This window comes from Vibrio sp. CJQ_6 (assembly GCF_043106745.1).
In the GTDB taxonomy this organism is placed as follows: Bacteria; Pseudomonadota; Gammaproteobacteria; order Enterobacterales; family Vibrionaceae; genus Vibrio; species Vibrio furnissii.
The window spans coordinates 412,815-426,824 of sequence record NZ_JBICMV010000021.1 but is presented as its reverse complement, the minus strand read 5'-3'; the positions used below and the strand labels follow the sequence as shown (position 1 = coordinate 426,824).

12 protein-coding genes are annotated in these 14,010 nt (G+C 49.5%); 1 reads left to right on the top strand and 11 read right to left on the bottom strand.

Annotated elements, in window-relative coordinates; genetic code table 11:
• Positions 1-35: 35 nt before the first annotated feature.
• The 4 genes from ACF8PK_RS12745 to ACF8PK_RS12730 form a co-directional block, all read right to left on the bottom strand.
• Positions 36-1,109 (bottom strand): fimbrial protein, encoded by a 1,074-nt coding sequence (locus ACF8PK_RS12745; protein WP_148228009.1) that lies wholly within the window; start codon positions 1,107-1,109, stop codon positions 36-38.
• The gene (locus ACF8PK_RS12740) at positions 1,100-3,460 is read right to left on the bottom strand and encodes a fimbria/pilus outer membrane usher protein (protein ID WP_238787801.1); all 2,361 of its coding nucleotides are present in this window, start codon (positions 3,458-3,460) and stop codon (positions 1,100-1,102) included. Before ACF8PK_RS12740 ends, ACF8PK_RS12745 begins: the two co-directional genes overlap by 10 nt.
• Before the next feature lie 75 nt (positions 3,461-3,535).
• A complete protein-coding gene (locus ACF8PK_RS12735) occupies positions 3,536-4,219 on the bottom strand; it encodes a molecular chaperone (RefSeq protein WP_014257597.1) in 684 nt (227 codons plus the stop codon).
• A gap of 52 nt (positions 4,220-4,271) precedes the next feature.
• Positions 4,272-4,832 carry a fimbrial protein gene (locus tag ACF8PK_RS12730; protein WP_004727042.1) on the bottom strand — a complete coding sequence of 187 codons (561 nt, stop codon included), beginning with the start codon at positions 4,830-4,832 and terminating at the stop codon, positions 4,272-4,274.
• 667 nt (positions 4,833-5,499) lie between these two features.
• Between ACF8PK_RS12730 and ACF8PK_RS12725 the strand changes: the two genes are divergently transcribed.
• Entirely contained in the window at positions 5,500-6,450 is a 951-nt protein-coding gene (locus tag ACF8PK_RS12725) for an OmpA family protein (protein ID WP_392441632.1), read from the top strand.
• A 148-nt stretch (positions 6,451-6,598) separates the two neighbouring features.
• On the opposite strand, the gene ACF8PK_RS12720 is transcribed toward ACF8PK_RS12725, so the two are convergent.
• The 7 genes from ACF8PK_RS12720 to ACF8PK_RS12690 form a co-directional block, all read right to left on the bottom strand.
• The gene (locus ACF8PK_RS12720; protein WP_392441631.1) at positions 6,599-8,665 is read right to left on the bottom strand and encodes an FUSC family protein; all 2,067 of its coding nucleotides are present in this window, start codon (positions 8,663-8,665) and stop codon (positions 6,599-6,601) included.
• A gap of 5 nt (positions 8,666-8,670) precedes the next feature.
• Complete coding sequence (locus ACF8PK_RS12715) at positions 8,671-9,534, bottom strand: HlyD family secretion protein (protein WP_041943425.1); 864 nt, start codon at positions 9,532-9,534, stop codon at positions 8,671-8,673.
• An 8-nt stretch (positions 9,535-9,542) separates the two neighbouring features.
• The gene (locus tag ACF8PK_RS12710; RefSeq protein WP_014257601.1) at positions 9,543-9,743 is read right to left on the bottom strand and encodes a DUF1656 domain-containing protein; all 201 of its coding nucleotides are present in this window, start codon (positions 9,741-9,743) and stop codon (positions 9,543-9,545) included.
• A 445-nt stretch (positions 9,744-10,188) separates the two neighbouring features.
• Complete coding sequence (locus ACF8PK_RS12705; protein ID WP_004727046.1) at positions 10,189-10,536, bottom strand: helix-turn-helix transcriptional regulator; 348 nt, start codon at positions 10,534-10,536, stop codon at positions 10,189-10,191.
• 232 nt (positions 10,537-10,768) lie between these two features.
• On the bottom strand, positions 10,769-11,941 hold the full coding sequence (locus ACF8PK_RS12700) for a D-alanyl-D-alanine carboxypeptidase family protein (protein ID WP_055465764.1): 1,173 nt from the start codon (positions 11,939-11,941) through the stop codon (positions 10,769-10,771).
• Between the two features lie 329 nt (positions 11,942-12,270).
• The gene (locus ACF8PK_RS12695; protein ID WP_004727049.1) at positions 12,271-12,996 is read right to left on the bottom strand and encodes an amino acid ABC transporter ATP-binding protein; all 726 of its coding nucleotides are present in this window, start codon (positions 12,994-12,996) and stop codon (positions 12,271-12,273) included.
• 19 nt (positions 12,997-13,015) lie between these two features.
• Positions 13,016-13,960: an amino acid ABC transporter permease gene (locus tag ACF8PK_RS12690; protein ID WP_014257605.1), complete on the bottom strand. Its 945-nt coding sequence runs from the start codon at positions 13,958-13,960 to the stop codon at positions 13,016-13,018.
• Between the last annotated feature and the right edge of the window lie 50 nt (positions 13,961-14,010).

The window sequence follows — 14,010 nt, the reverse complement described above, 5'->3', positions numbered from 1 at the left end:
GTGCTTCCTTGCCCCAATGGTCATCCATCTCCTGATTAGTCGTAGCCAATGATGACCGTCGCAGTGGCTTGTACAGTGCCCGGGGTCGGGTTATCGCCATAAATAGCGTATGTAGCAAACGGGTAGGCCGTTTCCGAAGCATCGAACACTTTACCCGCTTCAACATCCAGTAAAATATCCGCATCGTTGATTGACGTTTGGCTGTTCGAGAGTTTGATCGGGTTGCCTCGGTAGTCCGTGATCACAATGCCAATATCGTTTGCCGTCGACGCACTATTGCGCAACACATCCGGATCGGTACTGACAATATCCGCACTGTACAGCCAAGCCGTCACGTTTCTTGATGCCACGCCGTTGGTCGTTCCGCCACAAGAGAAATCCAGGACAAATAAGCGGCGACTGGCATTGCCACGACGAATCGCATCGATCGAGGTTTCAGGCAATACAACCGTTTGATCCAACACGGTACACGTTGTGTGGTTCGGCGAATACGTCACGGTGAGGTCTTGATACGCCAACCACGACGTGCGCCCCCAAGCGTCATTGCTCCAAGCGGAATATGCTTTTTCGTTCGAATAGCTCTCGCCTGATGCGGCAACCGGAGCAATATCGATACTACCCGTTTGCGTGATGAGATTGTTTTCTGCTGCAATCGGCAGTCCGTAATCCAACAACTCAAACGTCAACGTGTAATTCACGTTGTAGCCCAGAGAGTGAATACCAGACACCCCGTTGACACCTTCATATGCTTTGGAAACCTCGGTGGTGGTCTTGATCGAATGCAGACCATTCTCGTCGTAGAAAGTGATGTAGAAAACCTTATTACCAGCACCCATAACCGGTGAGTGGTAATACACATAGTCCGTCACACCGTACGTACAAAACATACTGCCACTCCAGTTGGTGGTGAGCGTGACACTGACTTTGTTGGTCGTTGTAAACGCATCGGACAAGTCAAGGCTGTTGTGACCCACATACGGTGAGCGGCCGATGAGCGGCACAGAACCCGGGATACAAGTATCCCCCGTTAAACCGGCCAACACGTTGGGTGAAAAAAGCGCCAACAAGGCAGAAGCAATCCACGGCATCATCCAGCGATTTATAAACATACGGCTTTCTCTGTCGTTGAAGGCGTTAATACACACGTCATTGGACGCCCCTGTTTCTGATACACAACGGTCAATTTTTCTGGATATTGTTCGCTACGCACGGCAATTCGTCCGCCCTGCAGCACATACCCAGCCACTTCGCCGTCACTATTTAACACATCCGAACCAAAGGGTAATGGCGCGCCTTGGCTGTCGGTGGCGGCAAACACATAGTTCTTACGAACATCTGTTTGGTACGTCACTTTTGAAATACTGCCTTTGACCGGCGCAATGTATTTCACGTTTCCGCTGATTTCCCCCTCGCCCGTTTGGTTCTGGATGCGATAGGTATTTTTGCGATACGCTGCAGCGGAAGCGATTAACGCGCGACCTTCAGCATCGGTTTCAATGCTGGCATTGTTGTTGATCATCGCCCCTTCGACGCCCGGCGCTTCCAAAATGACGAAGTTCGTACCACTTTGTGAGGTCGCCAACACGCCGCCGTCATAAGCCACCACACTGCCACTCATGCCAAGTGAAACTTGTCGCTGCGTTTCAGATTCACCATAACTGCCGTTGAGGTATGCCTTTGACCCGCGATGTGACCCGTAGACACTCGCATAAGATTTTGAATAGCGATCGTGCCCGGCGTTCACACTGTAAGAATCGACCCCATCCGAACCACTGAGTGACACATCCGACGATGCGTAGTCACGGCCGTCGAAATTCACACGCGATGCAAAACGGGTGTTGTGACCCAAACTGCTTAACGGGATAGAGACAGACAACGCGATCCGATCGTCGGTCGTTTTGACATCGGTGTAATCAGCGTAGCTGTAACTGCGTGTCGCAGAAATGGTGTAGCTGGTCTGGTGATACGTGGTGCTGTAACTCAAGTTGTATTGCTTATCAAACGTGTCGTGATTCACGCGACGCGTAAAATAACCATCAAAATAGAGACGGCCCCAGTGATCGCCGAACGGTTGACTGACATTAAAGCTGTACCGCTCTTTGGTGCGACTGTTGATGGCCGATTCACTGACCGCATCTTTAATGCGGTGATAATCACGCAGCGTCAGATATTCATCCGTTTGGTAGTAATAACTCGCCAGCGTTAAGTTGGTGCGCGTCGAAAAATACTTACTGTAGGACAACTTATATTTTTGCCCTTGATAGGTATCGAGGTACGTCATGTCGGCAAAAGCGGTTTCCACATCAAACGAGAACGAACCGATATTCGGCACCGAAATGGCGCTACCCAACAAATATGACTGATAGCCCTTACTTTGGGTTGTCCCCACATAACCGGTGAGGTAATTGTTCAACCCACGCGAGTATTCCCCCTGCGCAAACAAATCGTCGGTGTAGTCGTAATCGAGATAACCAATATTGATGTTGTAATCCGATGACCCTGAACGCAGCATGCCTGGCACGGTGGAATACGGCACCACGTAAGACTCGTTGCGGCCGCTGGCGTACGTCAGCGTGACGTCCAGATCGCTACGCGATCCCGTCGGCATCAGGTCATCAATCTCATAGTCGCCCGCGGGAATGTTGAGCACTTCCACCACGCGGCCGTCTTGAGAAATCGTCACCACAGCCGCTTCCGTCGCAACGCCTCGAATCACGGGCATATACTGGCCGTAAGAATCCGGCAACATGCGCATGTCTTTTCTCAGCGAGAGACCTTGATAGGTATTGGTATCAAAGTAGCCGCTATAAGACGACTGTTTACCAACGCGAAGCACAGAATCGATGTCAATCAGTGGTTTTTCCACGTAACGATAGGTGTTGGTGTACGAGGTGCTATCCACCGCATCGCCATTGAGTGACCCCACTTCGATGAAGTGAAAACCATACAGATTGATCCCGCCGTTGAGAGAGGCAAACAGGTTTTCGTTATCTGTATGGTTTTCTTTATAGTAATAATTGGAGTAGTTGACGTTGTAGTTGAGATAAGCACCATTGATGCCATGATCCCAACGCTCTTTTGACACCCAATTCGAGTCGGTATTAGAAACAAAGGCTTGAGGAATCGTCAGGCGAATTTTGAACCCATTCGGGTCAAAGGTGAATGAGCCGCCTTTGAGGAGCGCATTCACATTCACCGCCTTTTGTTTGGCATCAAGGTCGAATGCATCGAGCTTCAGCCCAAACGTTTCGACATCGTTATAGTCGACATACAAGTTTTCTTTGGTGCCATCTTGCACATCAACCGTGAACTTCCCGATCCATTTATCATTGATAAATAAATCGAAATCGTAACGTCCCGGGGTAATTTCTACATTGGAGTTCCATTTTTGCGCAGACGATTTCCCCACCAAAAAGCTTGAGTTAAACGACGCAGCATAGGCAGTATGAGAAAGCGTCATCGCCGCAACAGAACAAAAAACGACAGAATATAAAGAGCGACCACGAAATCGATGAATGCCTTGCATACTGAACTCTTACAAAAGAACTGACTTCTTACTTCCATAGTCATCTAGCCAGACGACCTTATATTGTCCTGAGTGATCCAGTGTGACGCCATCCACCACATGGCAGCTGAACGGCTTAATCATAAAGGACTGCTCGAGAATTCTTTGATTGTCCTTCTCCATATCAACCACACTGACGTGTAATGGAGAACGATTTTCTAAACAGTTCCCCGCCACATTGACGCTGAGGTTTTGGCCGACAAATTCTTCCGAGGCGTCCAATCCTGCAGGGCGGTAAAACAGTTTGATTCTGGTTCTGAGCGCGACTTGTAAATAATTTTGTTCGCCACGTTCAGCACCATCCGGAATAGGCGGAATATCCAGTACATTAATCCAAAATACCGATTCGCGATCTTTGGCAATATGATGAGTATCACCGACACGACGAATTTTAATTTCCTGACCATTTTCCGGACCGATTTTTACAATCGGCGGTAAAATCACAAAAGGCACGTCAATCTCTTCAGGGCTTGCCTCTATTTGACCATCATCAATCCAACTTTGGACGAGATGCGTCGTCGGGCTGCGGTTAATTAACTGAAAAGATGCTTCTTTTGCATCGTGACTAAATACAACTCGAGTTCCATTGATAATGACACTGGCATGAGCATTCCCTGTCATTAACGCCAGAACTAAAAGCAGTGTTTTTTTCATTCGTGCCTCTGTGATTGGATCAGGAGGAGCGAACTCCTCCTTTGTCATTTAATTATTGGTAATCAAATGTGTATGTTGCGCTAGTCACAACAGTACCTGCTGTTGCAGCATCTTGACCGGCAAAGTTGTAGTAGTTCGCGAAGTAAGAAATGGTACCGTCCGCTACATTTTCGCCAAGACCAGTAGCCACGGCTTTGTTGAGGTCAACTTTCCCAGCAGCAGTACCATCAGAAGTAATCGTAATACCAACACCAGTTGCTGTACCTGTGTCATTTTTTAGGTACAACTCATCATCAGAAATGTTCGAACCACTGAATGTAATGTGCAAAGATTCAGTGCCACCGTCAGTGTAACCAGTACAACCGGCCACTTTCATATCAAATTGTTTCGCACCTGCGCTTGCTACGCCTGGATTTGCGATGTCAGTCAGTGCTACAGGAGATAGTGTGACTGTGAAATCTTTGTCACCGCTGGTGGTCACGTCACACGTGGTATCAGTGACAGAACCAGTGAAAGAAATCGTACCACCCGCAACGGCAGTGCTGGTCGCAGCCATTGCGCCATTTGCTGAAAGTAGAAGACCGAAAGCTGACGCGACTAGCGTTTTTTTCATTAGCGTGTTCATTAGATAATTAACCTCAAATAATGCTCTTTTTATAATCAGAATGTGAACGGGATTTCATAACTCCCTCACCACGAAGCGAATTAAACATCAGAACATTTATCTTGTAAACACCACTAAATTTCCAATAAACACCGTACTGTAAGCAATTTTGCAGTGTTTAATTTTGTTAAATAACCAATAACCAGTATAAGTGCAAAGATTAGAGTAATTGATCTATTTCCAAATTTATGAAGTCACTGAATTTGATCCAGTTTCGCTTTTTTTAATTTTTTCTAAAAAAAAGAAATTTATTGGTTCAAATAAACAATAAAATAACAACATCAACAAATCATCAACGCGAAATTGATCTAGAACAATAAAATCAATTGATATTAGTTATTAATTCGATAGGTAAAACATTACAGAATAAGAAAAGACCATGTCGCCGTTTACAAATACTTTAAATTTTAAATTTCCCGGTCGTTGCATTCGCATGAAACCAATTTTCTTTCTATTTCCTTAAATTGATCTAGTTTCCTATTTTTCTTTATTGCGGGAATTTGTTCACAACGTTCTGACATGAGTTTTGACTCGAGTTTCAACAATATTGTGCAACCTGATTTTTCAATGTTGCTTGGATTCATTTGAAATTACTTTAACTAGGAAAGAGGTCTTCATGCGTCAACAGCATGTGTTGCTCAGTCTTTTATGTGTCTCCGTTTCCTCGACCGCTGCGCCTTATTACCTTGGCGTAAAAATTGGGAAATCGTGGTTGTCTGAACAATGCCAATCATCGGAAGAAAATTGTGTCACCGATAATCCGGCTTACGGGCTGTTTGCGGGCTATCACGTCAACGACACGTTGGCATTAGAAAGCAGCTATGAAGATTTAGGGACATTCACGGTGAAGTCGTTGCACAGCGACACCATTCGTTTACTCACGCTCGCGCCAAAATTGACGTTCCCAATCGTTGATGACTATCGCTGGTACGCCAAAGCAGGGGTGGCGTATGCCAATACATCCGGCCACAATGACGGATCTTGGTTTGCCGCAACAGGGGTGGAATATGACCTAAGACCCCAAATGACATTGCGCGTGGAATACAGCGTGGCAACCGATGTCAATGATGGCACCAACCGTTATACGATGAATGGTGCCGCAGTGGGCATCCGCTATGCATTCGGTGCCAGCAATGAGCCGCGTTCGCTTCACGATGCGGTCGAAACAACCTCGTTCATTGCGCCTGCCGCCCCCCAAACCACACCGCCGGTTTCAAGCGAGAAAACCACGACCTATACCTACGATGCGCTGAGTTTTGACAGCAGCAGCTTAAATGCCACGCAGCAACAAGCATTGCGCACGCTTGCCGCCACATTAAATCAGCAACCCCAAGCGCAAATTCTGATCATCGGCCACACCGATTCGACAGGCAGCGACGCGTACAACACCAAGCTATCAACGCGCCGAGCGCAAGCCGCTGCCGACGTGCTGATGGAAAACCAAGTCGCCGAACATCGCATCAAAGTGTTCGGTGAAGGCCAAACGCGTCCTATTGATACCAACACAACCCCAGCGGGACGTGCGCACAACCGCCGCGTAGAGGTTCAAATCAACATTGCCCCCTAAAACAAGCACCAAATGGCACCATAAGGCATGACACCAGTAAAATGGCGTCGTAAAAATGGCCTCGAGCAGAGGCCAGCGCAGAAAATAGTGCCTTAGAAAATAAAAAGGCAGTGCCGAAGCACTGCCTGAGTTCACATCCTTGTGGGACTTAATTTTGTCGCGCTGCCTGATTCTCAGCAATGGTTCGCGCGCTGCGCTCAAATGTCATCGCCAACCGTTCAAACATCCCTTCCACAATTTCAAATTGTCCTTTCGCGAGCTGTTCCTCTCGCAACACATTCAGCAGGGCATCACTCACTTGGCCAAACGGCGCATGCGTTTTGCCTTTCGAACACCAGAAGAATGCATCCGCCAACGCTTGCTGCCATTCATCCAGCAACCGTTCGACCAAAGGATTCTTGGCACCGTTGACCAATCGACGCAGGCGAATCGACACGTGCCCTAAATTCAGCCCGGTTAATGCCAAGTCGGTAATGTCACGCGTGCGGCTCGCCATGCTTTTGTCGTACGTCGCAATACGCAGCAATCGGTCGCCCATGCGCGCATTGAACCAATGATCCGGCGCAGGATGCGACATCAACTCACGTAAATCCTTTTGCGTCGCACGCATCAGCCGGTGTTGCATCAGTTGCAGTCCCGGGCCGGTGATCATCTTAAACATCCAGTACAACACGGTCACCCCGACAAATATCGACAGCGCATTGCTCAAGGTTGAATCGATAGAAAACGCGCGCGTCATGTCGTTGCTCGGGCTGATCAAGATGGTAACCGGAATGCAAAATCCAAGGCCGTAAGGCAGGGTCGGGCGATTGGCCAGCGCAAGCAAACCAAAGAAATAAGGGCCAGCCAGAATCATCACCAGCAACTCATAATCACCACTGCTTTGCGCCAGCAGCCCCAAGCCGTAGAAAATCGCCACCGGCACCGCGACCATCACCCCCATCAGCAAACGCTGCAACACAATCATTAAAATGGTGAGGGGCAAGCGCGCCATCATGATGGAGAAAATGACTGGCAAAATCATCATCATCAGCACGGCGCTTGAGCCTGTGCCCACCCATAACCCCGCGCCGACGGCAAACACAGCCATGGTGCGCAGGCCAGTAATCAGCCCCACCAGCGGATCTTTGTACGGTTTGAGATTGGGCGCATTCAACAGCACCGGCGATTTGCTGATCAGTGCGTTATAGCCTTTCAGAATCATGACCAAATCGGCGCTGAGTTCGAGCGACACTTTCATTAAACGCGATTGCAGTGGCGTCAGGTCAACGGCTTGGTTGCTGTACACCAACTGGCGACGACGCAAAGTTTGCGCCAAGTGGTAGCACGCCGCATAATCAGTGGTCGCTTGCATGCGGCTAAACATCTCGCCCATTTCCGCCATCATCTCTGCCAGCTTGTCACCAATCAACTCTGGGTGTTTCCGCTGTAAACGGCCAAAGATTTGAATCACCGCCAGCAGCGACAACGTCTTGTTGCAAATAAGACTGGCCGCTTTACTCTGCCCCGGTCCTTCCGGCCCTTCGTACACCACACCACTCAAATCATCACTCATCACCGCAATGGACTCGAGAATTGAATCAATGTGTTGATGTCGGTTTTCGTGCGAGCCGTTTTTGTCGAGTTCTAAGCTCAAGTAGCTGAGCGTCTGGTTGATCACATTGCGCGCATGAAGACGCAGACCATCTTTCACTTTGACCGGAAAAATCAGCTTGCTGACCAATGCCGCGCAAATCGCACCGACAATGATTTCACTGACACGCGCTTGCGCCACCTGAAAAATGGACTGACTGCTGACGGTCGAGGGTTGCACCATCACCAACAGCACAATCAGACACGCGGTAATGCCAGCCATGGCAAAGGCGTAAATGAAGTTGACCCGGCGCACCATGGCGCCCATGCCAGAGTTAAACCCAAGCCATAACGCCAGCAACGGCAACGCGATTTCCGGATACGGCGCAAACCAGTTCAAAATCGCGATACCGACAAGCCCGCCGATGAGAGTGCCCACAATCTGACACAAGCCTTTCTCGATAACCAAGCCACCTTCAGGGCGAATCTGCAAGAAGACCGCCGATACCAACGCCCAATATGGTCGATCGAGATTGAGGAACATCGCGATATAGAGCGAGAGCGCCATCGCGATAACCCCTTTGATCGCAAACATCACCGCCCGTTTGTCGGGCATGAGCAGGCTGTTAAGCAACACACCCATGCGCTTTACTCAGCCTCTTGCAAGTAGATAGACACGGTCATCCCCGCGCTGATGTTGATGCCTTCTGGCATCGGGTCGAGTTTGATGTCCACCGGAATGCGTTGTGCCAATCGCACCCAGTTAAAGGTTTGCTGCACTTGCGGCAACAGTTGACCATTGCTGCTGGTGTTGCTGTCTGCAATCGCTTTACCGATGCTCACCACCGACCCTGTCAGCGGTTCGCCACCACTCATCAAACTGATTTTGGCGGTTTGCCCCACTTTGATCAGCGGCAATTTGGTCTCTTCAAAATACCCGGTGACATAAAAGGAGTTGGCTTTCACCAGCGAAATCACCGAACTGCCCTGACTGACGTAGTTTCCTTCGCGCAGATTGAGGTTAATCAGCGTGCCATCCGCCGGCGCATGAACTTGTGTGCGATCGAGGTTGATCTGCGCGCTGTGCAACTGCGCTTTAGCAATGTCTAAGCTTGCCTGCGCCAATTCAGTATTGATACGTGCACTTTCCACCGTCTCTTCACTGATCAGTTTTCTATCGGTCAGTTGTTGGCGACGATGGTACTGATGACGCGCCAAGTCGAGTGAATACTGTTTATTCTCCACTTGTGCGGTCAGCTCTTTAATTTTGGCCTGATACCGAGTGTCATCGACGCGAAAAATCAACTCTCCTTTGGTCACGGGTTGGTTGTCTTTGACCTTCACTTCCTTCACCCATCCCGACACATCCGGCGCAACAGTAATCACTTCGGCGCGAATACGCCCGTCACGCGTCCAAGGCGAGTAAAGGTAATGGTTCCAGACCCAATGACCCGCGATAACCGCCACAATGACGATCACCAGTGTCAGTGACATTCGAAATAGTTTTCCCATGCGCAACATTAACTCCCGAAATAATGGACGACGACAGCCAGATAACAAACAAACAGACCCACCTCAAACCACGCGGCTTTCCACAATTGATGGTATACACCGGTTTTATGAAGGACGAAGCGGGTTAAACAGGAAAGGATGAACGCCATCGGTGCAAACAACACCAACGGGCTGAACAACAAGCCTCCCAGCGCTAATTCTTCAAACATAACGAAATAATCTCAATGAGTTAGATTAGAAGTATAGAACAGTAGAATTCAGAATCAGCCACAGTGCGCAAGATTTGAAGCAAAGCATTGGCTCGATACTGAGCCTCATCACCTTCTCGTCGCCTCAACCGAACGAATGTATGGATAGACGAAAGATGACCAGAAAGAGTCCGCAAGGATGCGGAACGGCTTAGCGTGGTGACATGAAGGCTGGCGACTGGATTTATTCTTAGTGTGTTGCCATTCTGCGCCTGTGTTTCATTCCTGACAAGCACCAATCAGGACGCAGACTATTCACTTTCAAGAACAAATTGTAGGTAGTGAAGCCATAAAAAAGCCGGGGCAAGACCCGGCTCCGAGACAATACATGTTTCTGTGGCGATACATGGTTCTGAGACAAACCATAGTTCTAAGACAAACCATCTCTGGTTACGGCGCCCCTCACTCAACGTGCCAAATGGGTATACTCAATAATCACTTGGTTTCCATCAACCATCACGCGCTGAATCTCACCATCGACGGTCACGCGGTTTTGCAAGTGAACCAGATGCTCACCCGCGATAAATTTGTTCTTCAACGTCGGCAACACGTTGTGCGGTTCTACATGCAACTGCTGACAAAACTGGGTCACAAATGCCATCGTCAGCGGCGCATTGCCGCGCAGAATATTTGAAAATTCAACCTGGCTTACGCCCAATCGTTTGGTCATTTCCATCTGCGTCATGTGCATTTTTGCCTTTTGGGACATCCAAACATCGTACAGAGCAATACGATCCTCTGGGCCAAACTCCATTGTGTTTCCTCGATTCATTCTTTCATGCAATGAAAATGACAAAAACCCATAAATCGTATGTCAATCGAAAGTGAGTTTCTGTCCAAGATTTGCTACAGGTCGAGGGTTTGGAAGCCAGATAGCCACCCATGTCATGGCCACGTTGTGGCCAAAACAGCCACATGACAAGACCGAATTGGCGACAAAAAAGGCCCGCATTCGCGGGCCGTTGGAATCAATCAGGGGTCAAATTTTATGAAAATAGGCCAGCGATAAAGCGTTTGATCCAATCCATCGATTGTTTGAACCAACTGCCTTTTTCCACACTTTCTAGCGCAACCAAAGGCGCTTCGCCCACTTTACGTTGACCGATCTGGTAGATCACTTTGCCGACCACATCCCCTTGTTGAATCGGCGCTTTCAAATCGCGATCCAATTCGATCAAGCCGCTCAATTGTGACATTTCGCCTTTGTTCACCGTCAGATACGTGGTCTGTGCGACGCCAATGGCCAAGTCGTCACGCTCTCCCATCCAGACGCGCGCGTTCTCGATCGTCTCGCCCTGTTTGTGCGGCGCAACGGTATCAAAGAAACGGAACCCGTAGCTGAGCAATTGTTTGCTGTCCGATTCACGGCTCTTCATGCTGTTGGCGCCCATCACGGCCGAAATCAAACGCATGTTCCCGTTGGTTGCCGACGTCACTAAGCTGTACCCGGCGCCACTGGTAAATCCGGTTTTCATGCCATCGACGTTCATGCTGCGATCGCGCAGTAACCCGTTGCGGTTGTATTGAGTAATGCCGTTGTAAGTGAACGAGGTTTCGCTGTAGATCGGGTAGATTTCGGGCAAATCACGAATGATCGCTTGCGCGAGCTTTGCGATGTCATAAGGTGTGGTGTAAAGGCCATCGCTATCAAGCCCGTGGGGGTTTGTAAAGGCAGTATTGTTGAGCCCCAAACGCTGCGCCCACGAGTTCATCAGATCCACAAACGCGTTTTCAGAGCCCGCAACGTGCTCGGCAATCGCCACACTCGCGTCGTTCCCCGATTGCACAATCAGGCCGCGATACAGATCCATCATGTTGACGCTGGTGCCAACCTCGATAAACATTTTCGATGAATCGGGGAAATTCTTCGCCCACGCCTTTTGGCTGATGGTGACTTGATCCGTCGGTTTGATATTGCCACGCTTCATCTCCTGACCTGCAACGTATGACGTCATCAGTTTGGTCAGGCTGGCGGGGTTCATTTTTTCATTGGCGTTGTGTTCCACCAGCACTTGGCCAGTGTTGTAATCCATCAGCACATACCCCTTGGCTGACAGTTGTGGCGGGTTGGGAACAACGATCGGCGCTGCAAAGCTCGTGGCCGATAATAAAGACATACAAGTCGCGGACAGCGCGACGATTAATCCGGTTTTATTCATATCCCGCATCCAAGAATCACAAAGTGTAAACCTAAAACGCCAAGTAGTGCGTGTGATGGCTGGCGGTGATAGACCGGCGCAAACCAGTTCACAGCGTGAATTCGGTCAGCTACTTGGGCGTGCTAGTATAGCGAAGCGGCAAAGTATCACGCGCCATCTTTACTTACTCTTACAGAGGTGTAAATGATCGTAACAAGGCCACGAACTCAAGCAGCAAGCATGAGCCAAGCTGCCCATAAATTCAGCGAAATCGCCTCAAACTGTGCTTTGCTTAACAAAAAACCGAGCCCTATCGAGGCTCGGTTTGTCAGGAATGAACGGGGAAATCGTTACAAAACTTTCGCAAGGAATTGTTGCAAGCGCGGGTGCGCCGGGCTATCAAACACCGCATGCGGGTTGTCATCCACCAATAGTTTGCCATCTTCCATAAACAGCACGCGATCTGCCACTTCACGGGCAAAGCCCATTTCGTGCGTCACGATCACCATGGTCATGCCCTCTTTGGCCAATCCTTTGATCACGTCCAACACTTCCCCCACCATTTCTGGGTCAAGGGCCGATGTCGGTTCATCGAACAGCATTAAATCCGGTTTCATCGCCAGCGCGCGAGCAATCGCCACCCGTTGCTGCTGACCGCCGGACAAGTGCGACGGGAAGTTGTTCATGCGATCGTCCAGCCCGACACGCTTGATCAGCTGCTTGGCATCAGCTTCCACTTCGGCTGTCGGACGCTTGGACACTTTGAGCGGTGCCAGCATCACGTTCTGCAGCGCAGTCATGTGCGGGAACAAGTTGAAGCTTTGGAACACCATGCCAACGTTCTGACGCAGCACGTTGATGTCGGTGGTTTTGGCGTACATGTCAAAACCATCCACAATGATGGTGCCAGAAGAGATCTCTTCCAACTGATTCAAGGTACGCAAAAAGGTCGATTTACCGGAGCCCGATGGGCCGATGATCACCACCACTTCGCCGCGTTTCACGGTCGTCGAGACGGATTTCAGCGCATGACAACCGTTGGGATAAAATTTGTCGACGTTGTTGGCGTACACCATATCGACGCCGTTGTATTCACTAGTCACTGGCCGATAACCTCTTCTCTAAACGTTGAATAGCCCAAGACAGGGTACCGGTCACCAGCAAATAAAGTGCTGCGACGGTGAACCACACTTCAAACGGAGCAAAACTACCGCTCACCACTTCACGGCCCGCTTTGGTCAGGTCGGTAATCGAGATCACCGAGACCAGTGACGAGTCTTTGATCAGGTTGATGAACTGGCCCGCGAGCGGAGGCAAAGTACGTTTGAGCGCCTGCGGCAAGATCACGTAACGCATCGCTTTGGGATAAGTCATACCAAGCGAGCGCGCCGCTTCCATTTGACCATTTGGAATCGCCTGAATGCCCGCACGCACAATTTCCGCCACGTACGCCCCAGTAAACACCGACAGCGCGACCACGCCCGCGGTAAAGCGATCAAAATCAAGCACCGTGCCGATAAAGAAGTAGACGATAAAAATTTGCACCAAGAGTGGTGTGCCGCGAATCAATTCCACGTAGGTTAACGCGAGATTTCTGGCCGTTTGATTTTTGGCCACCCGCATCAAGCCAAAGATGAGGCCAAGCAGCACCGCAAAAATCAAGGAGATGAAGGAGATTTCGATGGTCACCCACAAGCCATGTGCAATCGGGCCGAATTTCCATTCATTGAGCTGGGCAACGGTGTCCCCTTGAAAAATCAGGTCCCCTTCGCCAACAAGTAAGTGTGTGTAATGTTCAATCACTTGTGGAGTATTTTGCCCATCAAGTGTAATCACCAACTGACCATTTTGGATCGATGCGGTGCCGTCGCCCGTTGCACGAATGTCTTGCATTTCGGTGTTCACGACGTAAGGCCACAAACGGTCCCAGTGCCAGTTGTAATTGATGCTGCGTCCGGAGAAATAAATCGCTCCCACCAGCAGCGCCATGATCAGGACATAAATACCATGTCCGACCCATGTTGAGGATTTAGACTGCATCACTCAGATTCTCTTTATTCTTTTCAATACACCGGGCAAACGGCTTGCCC